The 25,303-nt window shown below is 40.3% G+C and carries 17 protein-coding genes, 1 tRNA gene and 1 pseudogene; 12 read left to right on the plus strand and 7 right to left on the minus strand.

Annotated elements, in window-relative coordinates:
- The first annotated feature begins 19 nt into the window (after positions 1–19).
- Positions 20–760 carry a hypothetical protein gene (locus ACQY1X_RS14320; protein ID WP_430014810.1) on the plus strand — a complete coding sequence of 247 codons (741 nt, stop codon included), beginning with the start codon at positions 20–22 and terminating at the stop codon, positions 758–760.
- Between the two features lie 466 nt (positions 761–1,226).
- Positions 1,227–5,429 carry a hypothetical protein gene (locus tag ACQY1X_RS14325; RefSeq protein ID WP_430014811.1) on the plus strand — a complete coding sequence of 1,401 codons (4,203 nt, stop codon included), beginning with the start codon at positions 1,227–1,229 and terminating at the stop codon, positions 5,427–5,429.
- A gap of 606 nt (positions 5,430–6,035) precedes the next feature.
- Here ACQY1X_RS14325 and ACQY1X_RS14330 read toward each other — a convergent pair.
- Positions 6,036–8,462, minus strand: coding sequence for a dynamin-like GTPase family protein (locus ACQY1X_RS14330; RefSeq protein ID WP_002740487.1), 2,427 nt, complete (start codon positions 8,460–8,462; stop codon positions 6,036–6,038).
- 343 nt (positions 8,463–8,805) lie between these two features.
- Here ACQY1X_RS14330 and ACQY1X_RS14335 point away from each other — a divergent pair, with 343 nt between their 5' ends.
- Positions 8,806–10,446: a DUF655 domain-containing protein gene (locus tag ACQY1X_RS14335; RefSeq protein ID WP_430014812.1), complete on the plus strand. Its 1,641-nt coding sequence runs from the start codon at positions 8,806–8,808 to the stop codon at positions 10,444–10,446.
- Positions 10,447–10,665: 219 nt separating this feature from the next.
- On the opposite strand, the gene ACQY1X_RS14340 is transcribed toward ACQY1X_RS14335, so the two are convergent.
- The 3 genes from ACQY1X_RS14340 to ACQY1X_RS14350 all read right to left on the minus strand — a co-directional run bounded on the left by ACQY1X_RS14340 (position 10,666) and on the right by ACQY1X_RS14350 (position 12,171).
- A complete protein-coding gene (locus ACQY1X_RS14340; protein WP_002783106.1) occupies positions 10,666–10,977 on the minus strand; it encodes an MgPME-cyclase complex family protein in 312 nt (103 codons plus the stop codon).
- A 67-nt stretch (positions 10,978–11,044) separates the two neighbouring features.
- Positions 11,045–11,767, minus strand: a complete 723-nt coding sequence (locus ACQY1X_RS14345) for a pyridoxine 5'-phosphate synthase (protein WP_430015741.1) — start codon at positions 11,765–11,767, stop codon at positions 11,045–11,047.
- A 59-nt stretch (positions 11,768–11,826) separates the two neighbouring features.
- A complete protein-coding gene (locus tag ACQY1X_RS14350) occupies positions 11,827–12,171 on the minus strand; it encodes a YbaB/EbfC family nucleoid-associated protein (RefSeq protein WP_002733791.1) in 345 nt (114 codons plus the stop codon).
- A gap of 163 nt (positions 12,172–12,334) precedes the next feature.
- Here ACQY1X_RS14350 and ACQY1X_RS14355 point away from each other — a divergent pair, with 163 nt between their 5' ends.
- A complete protein-coding gene (locus ACQY1X_RS14355; protein ID WP_430014813.1) occupies positions 12,335–13,627 on the plus strand; it encodes a DUF4377 domain-containing protein in 1,293 nt (430 codons plus the stop codon).
- A gap of 317 nt (positions 13,628–13,944) precedes the next feature.
- Here the strand turns inward: ACQY1X_RS14355 and ACQY1X_RS14360 are convergent, their stop codons facing one another.
- Complete coding sequence (locus tag ACQY1X_RS14360; RefSeq protein WP_430014814.1) at positions 13,945–14,811, minus strand: hypothetical protein; 867 nt, start codon at positions 14,809–14,811, stop codon at positions 13,945–13,947.
- Positions 14,812–15,233: 422 nt separating this feature from the next.
- Between ACQY1X_RS14360 and ACQY1X_RS14365 the strand changes: the two genes are divergently transcribed.
- The 4 genes from ACQY1X_RS14365 (at position 15,234) to ACQY1X_RS14380 (ending at position 19,900) form a co-directional block, all read left to right on the plus strand.
- A complete protein-coding gene (locus tag ACQY1X_RS14365; protein WP_430014815.1) occupies positions 15,234–17,492 on the plus strand; it encodes a ribonuclease R family protein in 2,259 nt (752 codons plus the stop codon).
- Positions 17,489–18,271 (plus strand): DUF3153 domain-containing protein, encoded by a 783-nt coding sequence (locus ACQY1X_RS14370; protein WP_430013002.1) that lies wholly within the window; start codon positions 17,489–17,491, stop codon positions 18,269–18,271. Before ACQY1X_RS14365 ends, ACQY1X_RS14370 begins: the two co-directional genes overlap by 4 nt.
- Before the next feature lie 500 nt (positions 18,272–18,771).
- Entirely contained in the window at positions 18,772–19,365 is a 594-nt protein-coding gene (locus ACQY1X_RS14375) for an IS607 family transposase (protein ID WP_430014816.1), read from the plus strand.
- Positions 19,337–19,900: a transposase gene (locus ACQY1X_RS14380; RefSeq protein WP_430014817.1), complete on the plus strand. Its 564-nt coding sequence runs from the start codon at positions 19,337–19,339 to the stop codon at positions 19,898–19,900. The genes ACQY1X_RS14375 and ACQY1X_RS14380 overlap by 29 nt, the downstream gene beginning before the upstream one ends.
- Here ACQY1X_RS14380 and ACQY1X_RS14385 read toward each other — a convergent pair.
- The gene (locus ACQY1X_RS14385; protein ID WP_430014818.1) at positions 19,817–21,031 is read right to left on the minus strand and encodes an ISL3 family transposase; all 1,215 of its coding nucleotides are present in this window, start codon (positions 21,029–21,031) and stop codon (positions 19,817–19,819) included. The genes ACQY1X_RS14380 and ACQY1X_RS14385 overlap by 84 nt on opposite strands.
- A 182-nt stretch (positions 21,032–21,213) precedes the next feature.
- Between ACQY1X_RS14385 and ACQY1X_RS14390 the strand changes: the two are divergent.
- Positions 21,214–22,005: pseudogene (locus ACQY1X_RS14390) on the plus strand (RNA-guided endonuclease InsQ/TnpB family protein); the annotation flags it as partial.
- A gap of 226 nt (positions 22,006–22,231) precedes the next feature.
- On the opposite strand, the gene ACQY1X_RS14395 reads toward ACQY1X_RS14390, so the two are convergent.
- Positions 22,232–22,304 (minus strand) — tRNA-Ile (locus ACQY1X_RS14395).
- Positions 22,305–22,368: 64 nt separating this feature from the next.
- Here ACQY1X_RS14395 and ACQY1X_RS14400 point away from each other — a divergent pair.
- From ACQY1X_RS14400 to mltA, 3 genes are all read left to right on the plus strand, one after another.
- The gene (locus ACQY1X_RS14400) at positions 22,369–22,662 is read left to right on the plus strand and encodes a hypothetical protein (RefSeq protein ID WP_002752521.1); all 294 of its coding nucleotides are present in this window, start codon (positions 22,369–22,371) and stop codon (positions 22,660–22,662) included.
- Positions 22,663–22,694: 32 nt separating this feature from the next.
- The gene (locus ACQY1X_RS14405; RefSeq protein ID WP_002775691.1) at positions 22,695–24,029 is read left to right on the plus strand and encodes a hemolysin family protein; all 1,335 of its coding nucleotides are present in this window, start codon (positions 22,695–22,697) and stop codon (positions 24,027–24,029) included.
- A 76-nt stretch (positions 24,030–24,105) separates the two neighbouring features.
- Positions 24,106–25,227 (plus strand): murein transglycosylase A, encoded by a 1,122-nt coding sequence (gene mltA / locus ACQY1X_RS14410; protein ID WP_316577074.1) that lies wholly within the window; start codon positions 24,106–24,108, stop codon positions 25,225–25,227.
- Positions 25,228–25,303 lie beyond the last annotated feature (76 nt).

Genomic DNA, 25,303 nt, shown 5'->3' on the forward strand with positions numbered 1-25,303 from the left:
TAAAAATGAGGCTAACAAAATGAAAACTCTCAGCAGACTCAACTCCAAAGAATCAGCACTAACTGTCTTAGTTATTGTTTCACAAATTTTTCTCGTTAATCATCGGGTAATTGCCCAGTCAATTCCCCGAATTTCTATTCCAGGTCTTGCTACTCCTGTTATTCCCGTAATAACCCCAAATGTAGCAATTCCGACGGTAAACGTAACAACAACAAATAATATTCCTGCCACCAGCCTCAGATCTCAACCGATCATTCCGACGGTAAACGTAACAACAACAAATAATATTCCTGCTACCAGCCTCAGATCTCAACCGATCATTCCGACGGTAAACGTAACAACAACAAATAATATCCCATCTACTTCCCTAATCAATTCTCCCACTCCGGTAATTCCGACAGTAAATGTCACATTTGATAATAAGGGTGTTCCTACTGCTGTTCCTGAGTTAAAACCCCTTACTTTTTCCGTCACGGGAAACCAAGGTAATACAGAACCTAGTTTTCTTTCTGTTATTAACAATAATGGAGTGACAAACGAAACGACCGGAGTTGGCAGCACAAGTATTCCTATTCCACAACCAACAGCAGTCAATGGTCAGCTTGTCACGGTATCTACAGTTAATGTAGTTTTTCCATCTAGTCAAGAAGCGACGGGGATAACTTCTAGTTTTAACAATTCATTCAGCAATCCTTCCAACCCATTTACAATTCAGTCATCAACTTTAACTGTTAATTTCACGCCTCCAGTTTTAGACTAGGATGAACGGTGATAAGTAAGTAAGCCCAATGGCTTTCGCAATATCACGGGCGGAAACGTTCTAGTGTATTACATTTGTGGGCGCAGTTTCTTTGCGCCCACAAATGTGGAGCAAATCCGTTTTATGTAGGGGCATAAAACACACGCCCTCTTCTAGATAACATTTTCGATGATGATTTGGTAGTAGTGGTGAGCCGTATTGCTTATCCGGTATGGAGTGCCTAAAATATTTATCTTTCTGAATCTCGATGACAAGGCGATCGAATGAGTCTCCGAATCACCTCTTTGTTTTTGTGATTTTGTCGGGTTTAGCTATTAGCTCAACCCCCTTCATTTTGTTGTTTTATGATGCTCATGAATCGTTATTGGTTAACGGGCAGGTCAAACGCTTTAGTTCAATTATACTGTATGTTGATCATCGCTACCAATCAAGCGATCATTTGTTTGGCAAATTTGACCCACTCCCATTGGTTAACTGGCAAGCCATAGAAGCTAAACTGTTGCAATGGTTTTATCCTTCTTTGTGTTCTGCCCAAAATCAGGCTCTGACTTCTGATTCGGGGCAAATCTTACTCGATCGATCGTCCGAACAAATCCTCGATGTTAAGGGCGTGTCTCTTACGATTGCGGCAGCATCGGCGAACCGAGAAACCCAATCTCGTCAAGAGACCATTCAAGTCGCTGAAACAGAAAAAACCGTTTCTTCTGCGTCAGCTGGGTCTCTGAATCTGTCTGATCAACCGTCAGCCAAAGATGAGTCAGATTTATTTGAGTTCCTGACCCGGGGGCAATATCACCGTCGGGCTGAAACGGATCAAGAGTCGGCTATGACTGTAACTATTGGTTCCTCCTCCCCGAACCTTTCAGAGAGTCTCTCTAAACGCTCCGAGCAGCCCTCCACGGAGTCGGTATTGATAACTCAAGCTTTTTCTGAGGAGAATCTCTCGGGAAAAGCGTCAGATTTAATGCCAGTGGACAATCAAACACTGGATCAGTCTCTGCCCCATTCTCCAAATTCCCCTTCAACCCGGTCTCTGAATCCGTCCGATCAACCGTCAGTGGAGGATGACTCAGATTTGCGTCAGTTCCTCACCCAGGGGCAATATCACCGTCAGTCCAAAACGGATCAAGAGTCGGCTATGACTGTAACTACTGGCTCCTCCTCCCCGAACCTTTCAGAGAGTCTCTCTAAACGCTCCGAGCAGCCCTCCACGGAGTCGGTATTGATAACTCAAGCTTTTTCTGGGGAGAATCTCTCGGGAAAAGCGTCAGATTTAATGCCGTTGGACAGTCAAACCCTGGATCAATCTCTGCCCCATTCTCCAAATTCTGCTTCAACCGGGTCTCTGAATCTATCTGATCAACCGTCAGTGGAGGATGACTCGGATTTGCGTCAGTTCCTCACCCAGGGGCAATATCACCGTCGGGCCGAAACGGATCAAGGGTCGGCTGCAACTGTAACTATTAGTTCTTCCTCACCGAAGGTCATTACTCAGATTCCCGCTCAAGAATTTTTATCGGCAGATACTCAGTTAGCTCCCTTTACTATTCCTGCTACGCCGGCAATAATTGATACCTGGGAAATTCCCACCACCACCATCAAACTGGAGATTGATTCTTCCGGCGATAGGTCGATAGCTCAGATTCCCGCTCAAGAATTTTTATCGGCAGATACTCAGTTAGCTCCCTTTACTATTCCTGCTACGCCGGCAATAATTGATACCTGGGAAATTCCCACCACCACCATCAAACTGGAGATTGATTCTTCCGGCGATAGGTCGATAGCTCAGATTCCCGCTCAAGAATTTTTATCGGCAGATACTCAGTTAGCTCCCTTTACTATTCCTGCTACGCCGGCAATAATTGATATATTGAATGACTTAGAATTAAATCAAAATATCATTAACGCACCTGTTTTTGGTATGGTTACATACAAAGAAATTAGCCAACTAAATTTAGCACAAACTGGAACCTCAGATTTTTTTATTCCCAAAGATGTACCCACTGTTCCAGTTCCTCCAGTTCCAGAAATTATTAAACCAGAGGAAGAAGTTCCCAGTCAATCCCCGTTAACTGAGGAACAATTGAAAATTAAAGATATTGCCGTCAAGAGTTTTCTGGAAAGTGTTGCGGTACGCTATCCTTTTATTGTTAATACCAATGACTTACTTACAATAAACCCCTACGAATATAGGCCAACTATTCTTAATTTTTATGTTAATCTTACTTTTGATTTAGATCAATATTCCCTGGGTAATCAATTAAATTTTAAAGATTTTAATGATCCTGTACTTAAAAACTTTAATTTTTCTTACTATCCAAATAATCAGCAATTTTATTGGCTTTATGATAACAATGTCGTGATTGAAACAAATGGCTTTCATGGCAACATCAATTATCAGGGAAACGTTATTACTCAAAAATCTCGACAGACGGCAATTTCCACGATCCCATTTTTCGGAGTTCAGACAGTCTTTGCCCTACCTCAAGCATTTGAAAGTGCTAGGGGTTTTGAAAAAGATAATAACAACTTAAATATTACTAGCGGTGCTGTTGAGGTTGTTTCTCCTCAAGGTGTGCCAGGTGTTCCTCAAGTAGTTTTTAATATTAACGGAGAGATTGAGGTTGTTAGTTTGGATGACACTCGTAAAGCTTCAACTTTTACCGAACAGGGGGGAGGTTCTTATTTCGGTAACTTAGATGCAGAAAATGCTCCCAAATTTTTACAAGGGTTTCCTACTATTAACTTTCAAGGTTTATTAGACAATAAAGTCAGATTGCAAATTGGCCAAAGAATTCCCCTAGAAAATTTAGCCAAAATCGGGGTTACAGTAGGAGATTTTTTCACAACGGCGGGGTTTAACTTCAATCAGTCTTTCAGTTCCTTACCCGGGGTAAAAACCTTACAATTTGACAAAGGATTTGAGGATCAATTGTCTCGAATTTATGCTAGTGCCTTAAATCTTGATAGTTCACAATTGCAGAATAATGATATTGTCGCTTTGATGAGCAATCCTTTTTTAACTCAAGAGCAGCGAGATTTTCATTACCTGAATTCTCTTATCTGGTATAGTGGCGGTCAACGAGCGCCCGAAATTACGACTCGTTCTTTTGAGCCAGAAACTCATAATTGGTATCGTTATATTTTCAATTATTCCCAGAATCGAACTCTTCTAAAATATCACCCTGAAAAAGTTGAATTAAGTTATACAAATGTCTTTGCTAATCCTGGCGTTTCCCTAACCGTATCTCCCTTTTTGAGTGATGTAGATGAGAGACAAATGGTGAATGCTACTTTGGGTTTAGCTTTGGGGGGGCTATTTTACTTACTCAACCCGAATGATATTAATGGCGCTCTAACCACAGCCAGACAAAAGTATGAAGAGAATCAAGCTCCCGAGTCTTTTTCTACTCAATCCACCTCGGCTGATAGAAGAGCAATGAACCTAAGATTAAATAATAGTCTTCAGAATGCAAACCTTGTTAGTCAATTAAATCAAGTATCTGGTAGTTATACAATCACAGATCATGTTACTCCCAATAGTTCTCTGCTTTTTCAATTGCGTACTGGTACTTATCAAAGGTCGGTTCAATTTTTTAGTCGAGAAATTGGTGAATGGACTCCGGAAAGTCCTCTATTCTTTTCTGTAATATCTCCCAATGATTTTGGACCCTTAGCCTATACTGGTGTTAATGTCCCCATTGAATTTACGAATATAGAACCTTTGAATCGTACAAGTTTTGCTTTTACAAAAGTTCAAAATAGCCAGGGAGATGTATTGTTCGAGCAACAATTGGCAGTACAATCCGAAGCTTTTACTGCTCTTCCGATTGTCGGTCCTGGGAAAGCCGCCGACATAGAATTTGGCAGAATAGAAATTAGTCGATTTCGTCAAAGAGAATTTGAAGATACGTCCTACATCGGTTATTTGTATTTACCCGCTTTGGAGTTTATACTCTCCGGTACAAGCAAGGGTTTCAGCTATAGTTTATCCCTGGGAGCTTGGACAAATTTATATCCTCAATCTTCTCCTCAAATTGATGAAAATATTTCCGATCTCCAGGAAAAAACAGTTGGAATATTTTCCAGTATTAACTTAAGGTGGAATTTTAATAACATTTGGTATAATAAGAACAAACAATGGGAGACAATTATTAGTAATTCGCCATTTGTCAATTTTAGTTGGAATAGTAGTCCTAATCGTTTGAATATTTCCAGTGCCAATTTTGGTAATGTTTTTCAGTTCGTGAGACAAAATTGGAATCTGACTTGGTTTAGTAACTTTAGCTTCAGCCCTCAAGAATTAAATGCGGCAGCTCCCAGGTCTAGTCTTGGGAATATTTCCTATTTTAGTTCTCTTAATTTTTCCGAGTCTTCAGGATTAAATATCATTTTTCCTATTTCGTTTGGCGATAAAGTTTTTTATTCTGTTGAGGCAACTTATCCCATTATTAAAGATCAAAAACTTGGTAGTACGAGACTAGGATTTTATTATAGTAACTATTCCGTCGCTACTCGGGGTTTTGATAACCAATTTGAAGATCCTAACTATGGCTTGGTAATCAAATACAATAATCCTTCATCTTTGCTCTCCATAGAAGCTTATCTGGGTCATAGTGATTCTGGTTTTAGGGGTCGAATTCAATCTAGCATAAACTTTAAGTTCTAATTAGGGTCTGCTGAAAAAGTACGGGCGAAGCATTCGGATAGAAAATCTCCGGTTTCACCGATAGGTTATTGCCCGAATGCTTCGCCCCTACGGGACGCGGGCCGATGAAGACGCAAGGTTTTGAAGCACGATTCTCTCAAAATCTGGCACCTGTTTCGCCAGAAAAGCCACAAAACCCTTACCTTGCCTACATTTCACATTTATTGATCAAACCCTAATTAAGGGTAATGATCAAAACTGCCTAACCGCACATTCTTCTACCGGATACAAAGGACGACATAATTCAGTTATACTGTTAACATGACCAGCCAGATTACTGCCTAGAATCGGGATTGATTATGGCTCTTCGGTTTGTGTTATGCAATGGACGGGGGTTATAAGGGATGGAACCCTTATATAGAAAGTCATTTAGCGATTTTTGTCAATTGTTTTTTATCTAGAGCGAACTAATCAATTAAGTCTCTTGCCAGATAAGGATTTAGTCGATCTATGCCCCCTTATCGAACCATAACAAGTAACGAAGAGCCAGTATAACTTACATTTTTTACTCAAAGACAACGCCAATTCACACTGGAATTGGTGCTTCATGCCGATAATTTCCCCATATTAATTGCTGGAGTGATTAACAACTTCAGGGGCAATCTCTAATTCTTGTTCACCAATGACAGGTAAATGATTTTTCTGTAAACCCATAGCAGTTAAACAAGTATTGAGAGAATTTATCGCTTGGTTATAATTCTCAATTTTTTGGTTAATTTCTTCCTGTTTGTGGGCATTATTCGCAATTTTTTCTGCCGCTTCCTGTTCTAAGGTTTGTTCTAGATAAGAACGAGCTTGATTGAACTGTTGTAGAATAGTATCGGCTTGTTTTTTTGCCATTGGTATCAATTGATTTTTCAGAGTATTATTAATAGTTTGACGGAAGTTTTTCTGAATTGTCGCTGATACTTTTGGCTCAAAATCTAACTTAAGTAATTGACGAATAGCAGGTTCAGCATCAAGAATACTTTCACAGTCATAACCTTGGGCAGTTTGTTGGACAGTTTGCCGAAATTGAAAGATAGAAAAAGTGCCTTCGTTGTAAAAATTGTGATTTTCTCTTACATAGCGATCGCACTCTGTTCTCGCTTCGGAAACTAAGGCATGAATTAACTGATCTTCTAGCTGTTTTAGCTGATTTTCTATGCCACTATCGTTACCCAATAAACGATAAATTTGCCGATAATAATCACCTTGCCTTACCGCATCTAAAAGACGCTGACAAAAGCGACTAATTAAACTTGTTGACTCCTCAATCAACACATCTTCTAGCTGGTTAGACAGATAATAAAAAGCTTCTACCAATACTGCTAATAAAGGTGCTGTAGCATTGCGGGGATGGGTTAAAGTCGCTTGTGAGTAAGCATTTTTGACAGAAAAAGTATTTAATAACTCATCCAATCTTGATACCATTCTCGCTTTCAGTTTCTTAAAGTCTTCCTCAAAGTTTTCATCGCTATTAACCACGATAGCATTGACATAACCATCGATATGTTTAGTTAATTTCTCTCCCACTTCTTTTAACTCTTGATTGAGGTGATTTAACTCCAGAGCTTTCATCGCCTCAATTTCTCGTGGTTGACTTTCTAAATCACGATAAATCCCTTGATAATGATTTTTCAGAGTAATGCAGAGAGATTGTAAATCATCGGCTAAATTAGCAAACAATTGCGGACGTTTTTCTTCGGTGAGATAACGAGTAATTGCCGTGCGAAATTCTGCGATACCGCTATCAGCAATTAACTGCTCTAGTAAAGGAGTTCCCCACTCACTTAAAACTCGGAAATAATTTTTATTGGGAGTTTCATAACCGTGGATGGAAACTTTAAAGGGAGTTGCCAGTAATTTACCGGAGTTGGCACAATAGTTATTAAACTCGCTGACAAATTGCGGTGTTTCTTCTTGTCCTCCTAAATTTTTGACACTTTCGGCAAAGATAGAATCTAAACCATAACGCTGATTAATATTGGTTTGATTTTTCACCTGATACCCATAAAATCCTAAAAGTCCGCTGGTTTTGTAGAGGCGGGAAGTATCACGAAATTGCGTTTGAATCAGGTTTTCTAAACGTTGTTTTAGTTGGGCTGCGTACCAGGTTTCATCAATGCGGTTAAAAACATAAAAAACTCGATCACGAATACCAGCATTAGAGCGAATTTTTTCGAGTAATTCCGTTTCTTCTGTGGCTAATTCTCCCGCAGAAGCAGCCTTTAAAACACAAACCACTGCCGAAGTATCAGGATGCTCTATTTTACGATAGGCTAAGGCGGCATCTTTTTTGACTGGGGCATCAATACCGGGCAAATCTACCAAAACGTTACCATCTTTAAGGAGAGGATGATGACAGTAATATTCTAGACGTTTTAAGACGGCACTATTACTACCACGACGGGCAAAACTGGCCGCTTCTGCTAAATTAGAAAAGTGAAATTGTTCCATGGAATAGGTGGCATTATGCAGCGTATGGATTCGCTCACGATTTTGAGTAAATCCTTCAATTAATAATTTTAAACCCTGAGCTTGTTTAGCTCGCTCGGATTTGCCTTCTCCCCCTTCCTGTTCGATAATTTTTTGACAGTATTGGTTTAACTGACTACAGTATTCCGGGGAATTAATGTTACTGGGATTGGTTAATTGCAGATTTTGACAGACGGTATCGACTAAAGTACGAATTTCTACTTCGCTGAGAAAGGTTAAAACCACTCTTTCCTCATCAGCTTCTGCGTACTCAATATAACATTCTGTACCCGTTGCGTGTCCTTCGGCACTATAAAGCAATTCTCGCTCTAAAAGTGCATTGATTAACATTGATTTCCCCGCACTAAAAGCACCAGCGAAAACGATTTCAAATTTGGGAGAAATGGCTTTTTGTAGGGCGATTTCTATCTTGCTGGTATCCTGTTGATTGCGGAGAGAGGATTCGCCTTTTAATAGTTCAATTATACTGTTAACATTACCAGCCAGATTACTGCATTGGGGTAAAAGTTCAGTCATGGTAAAACCCAGATCTAGAAGAACAGTGCTATTGTTTCCCAGATTATAACAAAATTCACTAACTAGATGTCAGATCTTTGGTCGGCGATTTAAGCAATCAAGGACAAAGTCATCGTCTTCAATCTAGAATCAGGATTGATTAAGTAGTTGGACAAAAGTAAAGTTAACTGTGGGGTAAGGAGTCAGTAGTCAGTAAGAATTGCGGCAATTTACATTTCTTAAGATAGACAACAGAATTTATGTCCGACTACTTATAATCAATTTAGTACATACTGATTGCCGAGAACCTCCTTAGGTAAAAATTCTCTCCTGACTCCTCCTCAATCCTAGTACAATGATAATTATGTGGGCAAAAATGGCAATAGATAAATTGAGATTAAAAAAAATTCAGCCGATGAGACAGTTAGGATTTTTGTTAGGAACAGTTTTTCTTTTGGGTGGCTGTCATTCTCTCAATGCTATCCAAAATCGTCCCCAACCCTTGCCCCAAGATCAATATATTCAAGTCTATTTTAATTATAATCAGGCCCAGGGTTCAAATTATACCGATCCCTATCGCCAAATTAATCGTCCAGGGGATAATTTAGAACAGATTATTATTGATAATATTAACTCGGCCAAAAGTTCTATCGATCTAGCGGTGCAAGAGTTACGTTTACCCGCCATCGCTCAAGCTTTAGTTGCTCGTCAGCAGCAGGGAATTAAAGTTAGGGTTATCCTCGAAAATATTTACAATCAACCTATTCATAGTTTAGCCAAAAACCAAGAACAATTAAGCGATCGAGAACAGGAACGTTATCAAAACCTTTTTGACTTAGTTGATATAAATCGAGATGGTAAATTAAGTGCAGAAGAAATCGCCCAAAGAGATGCAATTACTATCCTCAAAAAAGCTGGTATTCCCCTAATTGATGATAGTGCTGATCGCTCAAAAGGTAGTGGTTTAATGCACCATAAATTCATGGTTATTGATCATCACACTACTTTAATCAGTTCAGCTAACTATACCTTAAGTGATATTCATGGAGACTTTTCTAATCCCCAAACTGTCGGGAATGCCAATCACTTATTAGTAATTACTAATCCCCCACTAGCTAGAGTTTTTCAAAAAGAATTTAACCTGATGTGGGGAAGGGAAGATCGGCCTAGATTTGGGTTAGATAAACCCCAAAGAAAACCGCAAAAAATTACTATCGGTAATAGTAGTCTGACGGTAAAAATTTCCCCCGATTCTACTACTTATCCCTGGGCAATTACTAGCAATGGTATCATTGGTGAAACTTTAAATAAAGCTGAAAAATCCGTGAATTTAGCCCTGTTTGTCCTGACGGAACAGCCTCTAGCTAATATTCTCGCCCAACGACATCAAAAAGGGATAGAAATTAAAGCTTTAATTGATCCTAGTTTTGCCTTCCGATACTATAGCGAAGGATTAGATTTATTAGGAGTTGCTCTCAGTAATAAATGTCGTTATGAACCAGATAATCAGCCTTGGCAAAACCCAATTAATACCCTAGGAGTTCCCGATCTAGCCCCGGGAGATAAATTACACCATAAATTCGGTTTAATCGATGATAAAATTGTGATTACTGGTTCTCATAATTGGTCAGCAGCTGCTAACCATCAAAACGATGAAGCTTTAGTTATTATCGATAATCCCACCGTTGCCGCTCATTTCGATCGAGAATTTCAATATCTTTACCGTACCGCTAAATTAGGACTGCCAGAAACTATTAAAAATCGGATCGAACAAGATAGAAAAAACTGCCCCCAATCTGTAATAATTAAAAGCGATCGCTTAATTAATTTAAACACCGCCACAAAAGAGGAACTAGATACTTTACCCGGTATCAGTGGCAAATTAGCCGAAAAAATTATCGCAGCCCGGCAAGAAAAACCCTTTACTTCCCTAGAAGATTTGGATCGAGTATCGGGAATCGGTAAGGGAAAAATTAACAAGCTGCAAGGCAAAGTTAGCTGGTGATGATTGTCTCGTCTGTATTTTTTGCCACAGACAAAAACTAGCAATTTTCCCTTGTTACGGCAAGCTAAGTAGGTAGGTGTTAAAAGTCGTCAGCCCCCCTTATTAAGGGGGATCCCCCCGCCTATCGGCACCCCCCTTATCAAGGGGGGCAGGGGGGATCGAACCCAAAATCTATCTTCTATTTAATTATAACCACTTATTTACCACAGTCCAAAAGGGTTATTTTAACGGTTCGGGAATAGTATCGGAAGGAGCCTCAAACTGTCCCGTAATAACGTATTCTAGACGCAATTTTAGCCAGGTAATAAACTGTTGGTTGAGAGAAACAATTGCCGCTGCTGGTTGGGGAGTTTTCTTTTTGATATCGGCAAAAGCGGGGGTATCTAAAAAAGCTGGATTGGCAATTAACCAAAAATCAATTTCTTGACCTTTTTCTTGATAATTCCTGATTCTTTCCTTCAAAACTTCCTTTTCGATCGCTTCTTCTTCTAAAAACTTTTGACTGGCTACCAAATAATAATAAGTTGTCATCATCTTTCCTTTAATTTTTCAGTGTAATTGTTCCCTAGTCGGGAGATTAGCTGATAGCTGATAGCCTTTACAATTGCCCACGCATAGCCAATTTCATTTCCCTAACAGCCCGTTCCAACCCGACTAAAACCGCACGACTGATAATTGTGTGACCAATGTTCAATTCTTCCATATTGGGCAAACAGGCGACGGCATAAACATTCCAATAGGTCAAACCGTGACCAGCATTCACCCGCAAACCCAGAGAGGAAGCGTATTCACAACCTTCTTTAAGAATTGTTAATGCTGCTTGACGATCGCTCTCCTGTTGTGCTTCGGCGTATTGACCGGTATGGAGTTCGATAAATTTCGCCCCGGTATTAGCGGCCGCTTGAATTTGGGCAAAATCGGCATCAATAAACCAACTAACGGGGATATTAGCCGATTGTAGGCGCTCGACAACCTGACAAAAACGGTTAAAATTGCCCAGCATATCGATCCCCCCTTCCGTGGTCACTTCCTCGCGCTTTTCGGGGACAAGGGTGACATAATCGGGTTTAAGATCGAGAGCAATGGCGATCATTTCCTCCGTCGGGGCCATTTCCAGATTCAGATGAGTCCGCACCGTTTGCCGGAGAATCCGCACATCGCGATCTTGGATATGACGACGATCCTCGCGCAAGTGAACGGTAATACCATCAGCACCGCCGATTTCAGCCAAAACTGCCGCCGCCACGGGATCCGGTTCCACGGTACGACGCGCTTGGCGAATTGTGGCCACATGGTCGATATTGACACCCAAAGTCAGCAAAGTTGAACCTCCTTGTTTGTTAGTCCAACTTTCCATCTTACCATTGCGGTCAAAAGCGATTACATACTGGAGATATTTAAACCCATGGTCAGTTCTTCCATTTTGCTGCGCATAGTTTCCGTGGAGGCATCATAGGCGGCTTTCATGGCTTCTAGAATAGACCCAGCCACAATCTCCAGATCTTGGGAGAGGAGAGAAGGGTCGATTTCAATCCCCCGGGGTTCTTGGTTGCCACTGAGATAGACTGTCACCAAGCCATTTTCACTCTGGCCAGGAATTTCCATAGTTTCCAGTTCTTCTTGCAGAACTTTGGCCCCTTGTTGCACCTGTTGCGCTTTTTGGAAAGCGTCTTGTAGTTCTTTAATCTTACCGAGACCGAATCCGAATCCTTGTCCTTGTGCCATGATGTTTTTTTTGTTTAAGGGGTCACTCAAGGTTTTTATTGTACTGCTTAAGGTGAACTGGGGTCAACTTTTGGCCATTGGAGGACGATCAAAGCTCTGCAATCGGGGGACGACCATCGGCTTTTGCCTCTGATAGAATCAAGGCAAGGGAAGGAGTCAAGGAATGGGGAAAAGTCTTTTTCTACCCTTCATCCCGGGCCGCTGGGCAACCGCCCCACGCCATAATAGAATTGTTGCTTTGACGAGGAGAATAGCAATTTTGAACGCCAAAAAAACGGGAATTTTCTTGACAATTGCCCTAAGTTGTGCTTTAGCGGGGAAAGCGGCGATCGCTAATACTTCCCCTTTGGAGGGGACTCGATGGAAACTAAGGGGGTGGACAGCCGGAAGTTTGGTGAAAGAAACGGAAATTACTGCCGCTTTCCAGAAAAATATCCTCAGTGGTTCGGCCGGATGCAACCAGTATAATACTGGCTATCAAGTCAATGATGACACGCTTCAGATCAATCAAGCGATCGCTACTACCAAAAAAGCCTGTCCGGAACCGCAGATGAAACAAGAAAATCAATATCTTGCTGCCTTGCAAGGAGTGGAACAATTCCAAGTGACAGCTAAAGGCGATTTACAATTATTTTATCGTACTCCCGAAGGTTTAGGAATACTCACTTTTACCCCCGCACCAACCACCACGCGCACGGAAAGGACAATTTATATCAATTCTAGGAAACAACCCTGTACTCAAGGCCAAAGCAAAGACTGTTTACAGATGCGAGAAAAACCAGAGGAAAACTGGAGATTGTTCCCTAATAGTATCGAGGGATTTGATTATAAACCAGGATTTTTCTATCAAATTAAAGTTAGCGTTGAAACCGTATCCAATCCAGCTACTAATCAAAATTCCGAAACATGGAAGCTATTAGAAGTTATTAGCCAAACCCCAGAAAAAGAGACTCCGCGAGCTTGGTTTGATCGACCGTTAACTAATTGGAATAAAGCCAAGTCCCCTATCCCCAAATCTCCCGTTAAAACCGTGATCGATAACCAGTGTCGTGAACAGGTTCGTCCGGCAATTACTGCCAATGATCAAGCACTTAATAAAGCAGGATGGTTACTCTACGGGGCCGTGCAAACCTATGGCAAAACTAGCGTTATTTCGGCTATGAGTGGAGTGGATGGAATGTGCCGACCAATGGGTTATCAAGACTTTGTTTTTGTCGATGGTAAATTCGCTGGCACTCTTTCCCCGCGACCGATGGATTCCCGCACTGATGGTGCATCTCAGAGAATTGTTTTACAAAATAGCGCTCGAATTATTGTGGTTTTTAATCGCTATAAAGATACGGATCCTCTCTGTTGTCCTTCCCAATTAAGTCGCGTTGTTTATCAAATTGAAACAGTCAGCGGAGTGCCAGTTGTTGTTCCCAAAGAAGCGGAAACAGAAGCAGTAAGAAATTAATTCAGTTATCAGTTATCAGTTATCAGTTATCAGTTATCAGTTATCAGTTATCAGTCATCAGTTATCAGTTATCAGTGAGATAGGGAAAAAAAGACTGGCAGCTAATAGCTTACTTTTTTATTATATCTCCCGCAAAAGTGAGTTTTTAATCGCAGATGCTATTAAAGTCCTTAATTTAAGGATTTTTACAGAAAAAGATCGCTTTTCTACTGCCAGAAAATAATCTATTTCTTTCCGCTTCTCCTGACTCGGAGAATACTGGCTTGGAGACTCCTCACTTAACGGAAGATTTTTAATTTATGCAGCAGGTTTAGTGATTAGGCACTGACACTAGATAAGTAGTTATAGAATTCTAATAACTCCTCGTTAGTTAGCAGTAAACGGGACTTTTTGCCATAGGTAGAAATCAGGTATTCTCGACCTTTTTCTGTAGTCCAAGCTAATCGTTTCATCTCCACATCAATTTTAGTTTTAAGCACTGAATAATCGATTTCTTCGGGAATAACAACAACTGGTTCCGGTGCCGGGGGTTCTTCTTCAGTTAAACTCGCTTCTTCTGGCAATTCTGATAATAAGGAGTAATTATCGGTTTCCGTTTCTAATAATAAAGGCTCTGGTTCCGGTAAAGGAATATCCTTAACTTGGGGTAATTCCGGTTCAATTTTAGCCGGGGGAATATCCTGAACTTGGGGTAATTCCAGTTCAATTTTAGCCGGGGGAATATCCTGAACTTGGGGTAATTCCGGTTCAATTTTAGCCGGGGGAATGTCCTGAACTTGGGGTAATTCCGGTTCAATTTTAGCCGGGGGAATATCCTGAACTTGGGGTAATTCCGGTTCAATTTTAGCTTCAGGACGAGGTATTTCAGTGACTTTAGCCGTTTTAGTCGATTTTTTGGTACTAGGGACGGTTTTAGGTAAATCGGACGGTAGAGAAATATTATTGGGGCTGACTTTTTCCACAAGCTGGAGATCGGGGGTGTTTTCAGCCTCTAAAAGCAGTAAAGCTCGTTCTCTGGCTCTATCTTCGGCGATTTCCACCGTATCTGCCGCTGCTAAACCTGTAACGACCGTTTTTCCCTCAATTTCGATGATCGCTCTCACAATATACTTGCCGTGATCGATTTGAACTAACTCGCTAATCAGGGCAACTTGGGGGTAACGTTGGCGTAACTTTTGCAACATGGTGACTTTTTCGAGTTCTTTTGTACTTATACTAAAATACTCTATCGTAATTATGGAAAAATGTAGCAAGTTCTTGCTAGGATTAAAGATTAGATAAAATTTTCAGTCCTAGGATTAGCCTTGCCCACAGCAACAAGATTCTACTAGGCTGAAGCTTCTGCCAGCAAGATGAGCGATCGCCAAAAGGTTTGCCAGTGTTCGCTATTGGCTTATACTAACGAAGGCTTCGATAATTCTCAGGGTAGGTTCGGGTGTTCGATGCTTGCTTAGTTTACCTTCACTGTCACCACCAGCGATCGCAATTAGCCCGATAGAGATAATCTCTCGAGTCAATGGTTTAAATCAATCCTCTCATTATATAAGTATTTAAACTTAATTGTCCACCATTCCGTCAGTGTCTTGTAAGTAAGGATTATTGTTAGATGGACTTCTCGATCGCCACACTCCTCTCTCATCTTAGTGATGATAAATTAGCTACGGGTAAACTTCTCGAAAAAAAATTAGGCTGCGAAGACGATCCCGAAAGCTGCGAAAAATTGCAAGTGATTCTCGATGCTTTGGAACGTCTGGGAATGGTTGTCAAAGAACGGGGGCGCTATCGTCGTGTGATCGAGGAAAATATCGTAGAAGCAAAGCTGCGCTGTTCCAGTAAAGAATTTTGCTTTGCTATCCAAGATATCGAAGATGCTGATGACATCTACGTCTCGAAAAATCATCTCAGTAACGCTTGGAATGGCGATCGAGTTTTAGTCAAAATCATCCGCGAGGGAACCCGTCGTCGTTCCCCAGAAGGAGAGGTGAGATTAATTCTCGAACGAGCTAATCCTTCGCTTCTAGCGCAAGTAAAACAGGAAAATGAGCAGTTTGTAGCGGTTCCCCTGGATGATCGTCTGAAATTTACCCTTAATCTCCTCGAAAATGGTCAAAATCTCCTAGAAAACATCGATCACCTCGTTCATGTTTCCGTCCTCCGTTATCCCCTAGGGGAAATGCCTCCCATCGGTAAAGTTACTCGCGTTCTCGGTTCCACGGCCGAGGCCGCTGCCGACACGGATATCGTCTCCTGTAAACACGATCTACCCCATAATTTTCCGCCAGAAGCCCTCGAAATTGCCGATAATTTAGCGGATTTCTTCGATAGTGGCGAAAAAGAACAACTGCGAGATTTAACCCAACTCTTCACCTTTACCATCGAAGATGACACCCCTCTAGATTATCCCCCAATCATTGAAAATGCCTTTTCTTTAGAGAAAATCAACCAAAATCGCTGGCAAGTCGCCATTCATATCAGCGATGTCACCCGTTACATTGAACGGGGCGGATTATTGGATAAAGTTGCCAAAAAACGGGGAACAGCCGTCTATTTAGGCGAAAAAGTGCTGCCATTAGTCCCGGCTGCCCTTGCCAGTCGTTGTTCCCTGTCACCCCAAGAACAGCGCCCCGCTATTTCTATCCTCGTCACCCTCGATGACAAGGGGGAGCTAGTGGAGTACGAAATCACCCGCAGCCTCATCCAAGTGGATCAACATTTTACCTATCAACAGGTGCGCGATCTGCTCAGTGAAGAAGATAGCGCAGCTGCCCCCACCGATACCGTTGAAACCCTGAAAGATTTATTTTTCAGCGTTTGCCCCACCCTAAAATCCCAACGTCTGCAGCGGGGTAGTTTTGATATTCAATTAGACAAAATCTCTCCCTACAAAGACGAAGGACGGGGGGGGACTGTTCTCGCTTCTAATAATTTACCTGCCCGTTCTTTACTGACAGAAGTGGCAATTTTAGCCAGCAAAGTCGTCGCTGAACATTTACAGGCCTTAAAATTGCCCTGTATCTACTGTGGACAATCGGAACCAGATTGGGATGAATTGGAGGATTTACTCAAATTGGCCAATAATTTAGGGGCAGAATTAAATTTAACTGCCGAGGAGGAGATTAAACCCAATGACTATCAAAATCTCACCCGCACTTTTTCCGCTTCCTCATCGGTGAAAGTCCTCAATTATCTCCTGCAAGAAACTCTCAAATTAGTTAGATATAGTAGTCATCCTCTGCCCCATTTTGGTTTGGCCTATCCTAGCAATTATACCCACTGTCTCTCACCCCTACAAAGATATGCCGATCTTTGGGTACAACGGGTGTTAAAACTCCTATTAACCGAGGGGAAAGATCGCCGCAGCAAAATCGTCAAAGTCGGGGTTAATTTGGGCAGTAATAGCTGTCATGGACAGATTCATTGGAATATTCTCCCAAGTCAAATTCAGGAGGAGTTGGAAGAAGAAAGCCATCTAATTGTTTCCCATCTCAATGATCGCTCAAAAATTGCTGAAGATGCGGAAAAAGACCTAGAAGGATTGAAAAAAGCCGAGAAAATGAAAGAAAAAATGGGTCAAGTTTTTCGCGGCTTAATTACCGGTGTACAATCCTATGGTTTCTTCGTGGAAATTTCCGATTTATTAGTGGAAGGGTTGGTCCATGTTTCTTCTCTCAAGGATGATTGGTACGAATATCGCGCTCGTCATAGCTGTTTGGTAGGACGGAAAAATCGCGTTGCCTATCGTCTCGGTGATGAGGTAGAAGTGGAGATAAAAGATGTAGACTATTATCGTCAGCAAATCGATCTAGTTACGGTTAGCGGTGGCAGTTCAGCAAGTTATGACGACTTAGAAGAAGATCAATTATGAATCAATTAACCACCGAAAAAATCGGGAAAAACCGCTTTATTCTGCCCTTTTTATGCGGTATTTTTCTCTTTTTAACTGGCTGTGTCCGTTACGATGTGGGCATTAATTTTCCCCACCAACACCACGGGGAAATTATTCAACATATCACCCTCGGACAACGCTTAACCAGTCTCAGTCAAACCGAAGCCACTAAATGGTTAAATAGTATCGAACAGAGGGCAAAATTACTTAAGGGGAAAACCGATCATATTTCCGAACGAGAAATAATTGTCACTATTCCCTTTAGTAATAGTCAGGAATTAGAGGAAAAATTCAATCAATTTTTTGATCCTAGTTCTTCCTTTAAAATTAAAAATTCCGCTAATACTGATGATATAAAGTTACTGCAACTGGATTCAAAACTGGCAGTTACAGAACAAGATTGGTTCTTTTTGACCCAGAAAAACTTAAAATTAACCGTTGATTTGCGGGCTTTGGGTGTACTTTCCGAACAGGGAAATATTATCATTAGCCCCGGTTCCTTAGTTGATATCGACTTCGCTTTAAAGACTCCCTTAGCTGGTCAAAATATTGAAGATGACTCAGGATTAAATCCCCCAGTAGAACAAGTTGACAATCAGTTAATTTGGCATTTAAAACCGGGAGAAATTAACACCATTGGCGCGGCTTTTTGGGTTCCTAACTATTTGGGTATCGGCACAATAATTATTGTTGTAATAACAGTTTTTGCCTATTACTTGAAATATAAACGCTTGCCTGGTGTATCCCCATCGACTTAAATTGAGAGTAACTATTCAGGCAGCAATTCTAAATTTGCCCTGTAGCAAGGCTTTTGGGAGTTAGTTCGCATAATACGGGGTGAAATTCAATGGGATGGCGAATTTCATTTGACGAGTCTTCGGGCTTTTGACGTGATAGTACACCCAAAGTTGCGCCAAAAATCCCCCTTTAAAATGTTCTTTAAATCCCTTAAAAGGCTTGCTGTGTCTAAAACTGAGAATTGCTGCTATTCAGGTCTAGGGGTTGACAAAGAGAGAAAAATCAGCAGTGGGGATAAGAGAGACAACCCTATTCAAGGGGTGATGGACAGAGGCCAAAGCCTGACGCAAGAAAGTGCCAATTCAAAAATGAAAAGCATCAACCTCAAGAGTTGACAAAGAAAGGCTCATCAGTATGCGGCAGCCTAAAAAGATTGTATTGTAAAGTTTTGTAAAAAATATATGCAAATGACTGCAAACAACTGCTAATATGGTTAGTACAAGTTTACATTGCAGTTCACATGAAACTATCAGATTATGCTAAGAAAAAAGGGATCAGTTATGACACTGCTTGGAGAATGTGGAATCGAGGGCAGTTACAAGGAGAACGTCTTCCTACAGGAACAATTATTATTTTTGAAGATGACCGTTCTTGCGGTGAAAATAAAGTAGCTATTTATGCGCGAGTTTCTAGTTCAGAAAATCAATCTGACTTAGAGACTCAGGCAAAAAGATTGGAAGCTTATTGTATTGCGAAAGGCTATCAAATTGTTCGAGTAGTTAAAGAAGTAGGAAGTGGAGTCAATGATCATCGAAAGCTATTATTAAAACTTCTAGAACAAACTGATTATAATTTGATTGTCGTAGAACATAAAGATCGTTTAAGCAGAGTAGGGTTTAATTATCTGAAAGTTCTTTTAACTCAAACAAATAGAGATCTAGAGGTCGTTAATCTAGCAGAAGAAAGAAAAGACGATTTAATGCAAGACTTCGTGAGCATAATTACCTCATTTTGCGCTCGATTATACTCATTAAGACAACGAAATAGAAAGACAGAATGTTTAATTAAATGCCTTGAGGAGAATGATGAAATTAGTTCAAAAACATCTAATTAAATTTAATCACAAAAATTATTCAGTAATTGATGAATTAGGATTTTTATCGAAGAATCTGTATAATTGTGCTGTTTATTTAAACCGTCAAGTTTTCTTTTCACATCAACCATTTTTAACAATGACTGAGTTACATCATGCCTTAAAAATGAGTCCAGATTATCAAGCCTTACCCGCCAAAGTAAGTCAGTTAGTATTAAAGCAAGTAGAAAAAACCTTTAAATCCTACCAAAAAGCGAAAGAACAATACAAAAAATCGCCAGATAAATTTACAGGAGAGCCTAAGTTGCCAAGATACAAAGACAAGGAAAAAGGTAGAAACGTTTTAACTTATAACTATCAAGCCATTTCTAAAAAAGCGTTGAAGCAAGGTTTAATCAAGCTATCAGGGACTAATTTAGAATTTAAAACTAATTTAAAGAAAGTTTGGCTCTTCGTTACCCTTTATGCTAAATCAACATACAAGATGCCAAGACAACATACTTCTAACCCAAAAATTCCGAAAGTTTCTAAAGCCATAGGCTCTCCGTTTTATTAGTTTAAGTTTATTGTTGATTCCCTCGACCATCCCATTCGTTGTCCTTCGCTCGAAATAACTAATTATTTCTCCAAACCAGTTTCGGATTGTTTGACAACTCTTGGTAAAAACACTGGAGGATTTTGCCAACCAGTCCGAGATGGATAGCAGTCCTTCTGTCGGATTCTCTGAGGTTTCATAAATCTTTCTAAATTCTTCCTTTAACTCGTGCATCTTTTTCAAATTTGGGAAATTTTCTTTGATAGCTTCTAGTTTGATTTTTTGGGGTTCCGTTAAATCTTTTTCATTTTTTAACAAGCTATATTTACTTCGCTTTAAAACTTCTAGCTTCGCTTCTTTTTCCGCTTTCTGTTTTTTATTTCTCTGCGCTTCTACGGCTCTTTTTTCTGCTTTTCTTTGTTCGTCTAACTCTTGATTAATTTGTTTCATTACATGGAATCTATCGGCGACTACCTCGGCCGATGGCATCAATTCTTTCACCAAATTTTTATAGGGCAACCAAAGGTCTATGCTGACTTCTTCAATTTGCTCTAACACCTCTTTTCCCCACCCTGTAAGCGTTTCCCTCAATTCTTCTTGTGTTCGCTTCTCTAGAATAGCTATTAGTTTTCCCGTATCTAAATTTACTAAAACCGCACAGTAATTTTTTTGTCCTTTGACTAGAGCGATTTCGTCAATTCCTAGTCTTTTTAATTTCGATAGGTCTGTCTCTGTAATTTCTTCAGCTATGTCCTCTATCATTCTTTGAATCTCTTCTTCCGTTACGTCATTTCTTCGACTAACATTTAAAATATCTCCTTCTTTTAATTGTTCGAGTATATTCTCGGCTAGTCTTTTCGTATAGGTTCGTTTCTTGGCGACAAAATCTAACTCTTCGCTAAAGGGTTTCTGACAATTACCGCACTTAAATTGACGACGATTAACTTGTAGGTACACTGGTTGACCTGAGAGCGGTAAATCTTTGACTAAATGTCGATGATTTTGGTGAAGTTTATCGCTCTCTAACCCACAACGAGGACAGGCTGCTTTTTTATTTTTCGATTCGATTTGGAAAACTATACCGATATTTTCTAGGTGTCGATAGCCTTGAATACAGGTTCCTTGTAGGTTCAAAAATTTGTCAAGTATCATAAGTAAAATAATCTCGTTTTTGGCCATTATATCAAATCTTAACTCGATTGTCTATCTTTTGGTATTAACCTATTTGTGCCTTAAGTCTTTCTCTGTATGGATTTCAGCTACTTTTGAGCTTAGGTACTCTCATCGAATTTTATTTTAAGTTAATTATTTGCATAACAATTCCCGAAGAGCCGAAAGTTTTAGAGGTCAGGATTATTCCTAAATTGGGTGCTTATTGTTTAGAGATTGTCTATGAACAACCATCCTCATCAAGTCAAGAGGGAGAAAGATATGCTTTTATCGATTTAGGCTTAAATAACCTAGCTGCTGTTACCTCTAATATTCCCGAATTTCAGCCAACTTTAGTATGTGGAAAAGCCTTAAAATCCTGCAATCAAAAGTACAACAAGACACTAGCTAAACTCAAATCGGAATTACCCAGTCTACAGAAGACCAGTAAAAGAATACAAGGTTTAACTTTAAAGCGTAATTGCCAGGTGGATTATTACCTCCACACCGCTAGTAAATATATTATTGATAAATTACTAGCTCATCAAATTAACCTTTTAGTTATTGGTCATAATCAAGGCTGGAAACAAAACATTAATATTGGAGATAGAAATAACCAGTCCTTCGTAAATATTCCTCATTCAAGGTTTATCGAACAACTTACCTATAAAGCAAATTTAGTAGGAATAGAGGTCAAAACAACTAATGAAAGCTATACCTCTAAATGTAGTTTCTTGGACTTAGAGTCTATTCAAAAGCAAAAAAGCTATTTAGGCAAGAGAATTAAAAGAGGACTCTTCAGAAGCTCGTCGGGTTATTTCTATGGAGCAGATATTAATGGTTCCTTAAATATTGGAAGAAAGGTAGTCGGAGAGGCCGCCTTTAGCGGGAATCCGATAGAGAGGTTCGTAGTTAACCCAGTACGGGTCAAAGCGTACAAAGCTAATTCTAGATGCAATATTTGCCTACAGAATTAGTAACTATTCTGCACTAACAAGAACAAGATGGCTCTTCTCGACTTTGTGTGATAATTTTTGCTTATAGAATCATGAAATGCTTACTGGGAAAGACTTTTAGGACTATTTTGCTGAAGAAACTATCAGTATAGACCCCGTTTCCACACAGAAACCAGAAGAGCCACAAGATTAACTTATAACTTACTCTAGTGCAGTTAAACCCGATCGCCTGAAGCGATCAAAACTATCCAGGGTGCAGGAGTTGAACCTGCCTAGCACGAATTATGAGTTCGTTGCCTCAACCGCTCGGCCAACCCTGGGTTATACTATTAACTCATTATAGATCGGTAATTACTCTGAACGTGAAAATTCAGCCCCACCAAGATGAAAAAATTTGCAATCAGCACCTCCTTGCAGTTAGGACTCCTTTTGATGGTAGCCATGTTAGCCGCCGGTTTCGGTAGCGGTTGGGTAGCCTATCAATTGGGAATCGCCTCCCTGAAGGGAGTCAGTCAACCGGATATCAACCCCGCTAAAAAGTTTACCAACGATCGCACCAGTTATGGTCGCAATCAAACTTTTATCCCCGTGAAAGAACAAGAAGTAATTAAAAGAGTGAGAGTTTATATGCAACAACAGAAAAACAAACCGCAATCAAAGAACGAAACCAAGGGATAGGCTTTAAAAAAGGCGAATTTTGCCTTTTCGCTATGGATAATCAGGATTTATTGACTCGTTTAATTTTAGTCTTTTTACTAATCGTCCTCAATGCTTTTTTCGTAGCGGCGGAATTTTCGCTTGTGTCGGTCCGTCGTACCCGCGTCAGTCAGCTAGTGGCTGCGGGAGATGTGCCAGCGCAGACGGTACAATCTCTACAAAGAAGTCTCGATCGCTTACTTTCCACTACTCAATTAGGCATCACCCTTTCTAGTTTAGCTTTAGGTTGGATCGGGGAGAGTACCATGACCGTTTTTGTGAAGAAATTACTAAGTTTTTTACCCTTTTCTTTAAACTGGCAAAATCTTCTCTCCCATGGTTTCTCTCTTTGTCTAGCTTTTTTAATTGTTGCCTATCTCCAGATAGTTTTTGGGGAACTTTATCCCAAATCCCTAGCTTTAATTTATGCCGAACCGATGGCGCGATTATTAGCAGCACCTATTGGCGTTATTTCCCGGATTTTTAAGCCTTTTATCGGTATTCTCAACCAATCAACTCGTTTTTTATTGGTTTTAACCCGTATTCCCGAAGTGGATCTACAGCGTTCCAGTCGGGTAACTTCCGAGGAATTACAATTAATTATCAGCATGGAAGGGGAATTAACAGGATTAGAAGCAGCGGAAAGGAAAATCTTAAACAATGTTTTCCAGTTTGGCGAAATCACTGCCTCAGAAATTATGGTTCCCCATAACCGTTTAATAGCTATTCCCTCGACCGCAACTTTTGAGGAATTATTGCTCCAAGTAGTTAACAGCGGCTATTCTTGTTATCCTGTGGAAGGAGATTCCAGCGATGATATCCGTGGTCTGATCGATTTTAAAGATTTAGCTTTACCCCTTGCCGAAGGTCAGTTAAATTTAACAACCCCGATTAAAACTTGGTTGAAACCTGTGCGTTTTTTCCCCGAAACCACTCCCTTAAATGAATTACTAACAGTGATGCGGGAATCATCCTTAAAGATGGTTATCATTGTGGATGAATTTGGCAGAACAGCCGGTTTATTAACTCTGAAAGATTTAATCGGTGAGATTCTGGGAACTTTTTCCCCTAGTGATCAATCAGGAATATTAGAATACCAAATCCTCGATGAATCAACTTTTCTCGTACAAGCACAAATGAATTTAGAGGACGTGAACAAAGCATTAAATTTAAGCTTACCCTTGGCCGATGAATACCAAACCCTAGCCGGTTTTATCCTCCATCATTGGCAAAAAATACCGAGGGTGGGAGAACAATTATATTACCAAAATTTAGAATTTACCATCATTTCTAAGGTAGGCCCTCGCTTGGAACAAATTAAAATTTATCGACAACAATTATCCTCATGATATAAATAATAAACAACTTTTCTCATTGATCCTTTTTGATTGTTAATCGCGTCAATAGCTGCCCACTCCTATCACCATGAAACACCTTTTGGCACTCCTCCCCCTCAGCTTGGGATTAATTGCCCTCACCCCCGCAAATTTGCCCCTAGAACGCCTTGAAATCTCACAATTAGGAACATCTACGGGATACGATGAACGACTGCCAAAGGACAAAAAAACCCTACTACAAGCGATCGATCATAGTTTACGTTATCTGAATAGCTCGGCGGCGATCCGCGCCTATCAAAATTATCCTATTCCTGAAATAACTCGTCAGCGAGTGCAGCGTTCCTTAGTACGTTTTCGTCAATTAGTACAGAATTCTCCCACTCCCGCAGCTCTACAAAAGGCAGTTAAAAAAGAATTTATTTGGTATCGTTCTTTGGGTAATGATAGTCAGGGAAATGTTAAGTTTACTGGTTATTTTGAGCCAATTTATCAAGCAAGTCGGCAAAAAAACGCCGAGTATAAATATCCTCTCTATCGCCAACCTACTAACTTTTCTCGCTGGTCTAAACCCCATCCAGCTAGGGTAGAATTAGAGGGAAAAGATGGTTTACTAGGGGAAAATAGCCGTCTAGCGGGATACGAATTAGTTTGGTTAAAAGATCGCTTAGAAGCTTATTTAGTTCATGTGCAAGGTTCGGCAAAATTACGTTTACCTAATGGTCAAATTATGAGCATCGGTTTTGATGGCAATACCGAGCATCCCTACACAAGTCTGGGAAAAGAAATGATTGCCGATGGTATTTTTCCTGCTGAGGGTTTAACCTTACCAATGGTTTTGGATTTTCTCAGAAGTAATCCTGAGCAATTAAAGAATTATATTCCCCGCAATAATCGGTTTATTTTCTTTCGAGAAACCCACGGTGCGCCTCCCACTGGTAGTATTGGAGTTCCGGTTTTACCAGAAAGATCGATCGCTACAGATAAAAGTATTTTTCCCCCCGGTGCTTTAGCGGTAATTGAGACAGAAATTCCCCAGGAAAATCTTAATAAAAAATTAGTGAGTCGCTATGTTCTCGATCAAGATACTGGCAGCGCGATTAAAGGTACTGGGAGGGTAGATATTTTTATGGGAACAGGAAAAAATGCTGGCGATAAAGCTGGTTTAGTTAATACCCCCGGTCAGTTATATTATTTATTATTGAGGGAATAGGAAATATAGCGTTTCCTAAGCTAGTGATGTACACCTATTTTTCTTCCCTTTTGCCTCTTGCCTTTTGCCTAAAATC

The organism is Microcystis protocystis FBCC-A270, assembly GCF_050500235.1.
Classification (GTDB): domain Bacteria; phylum Cyanobacteriota; class Cyanobacteriia; order Cyanobacteriales; family Microcystaceae; genus Microcystis; species Microcystis ichthyoblabe_A.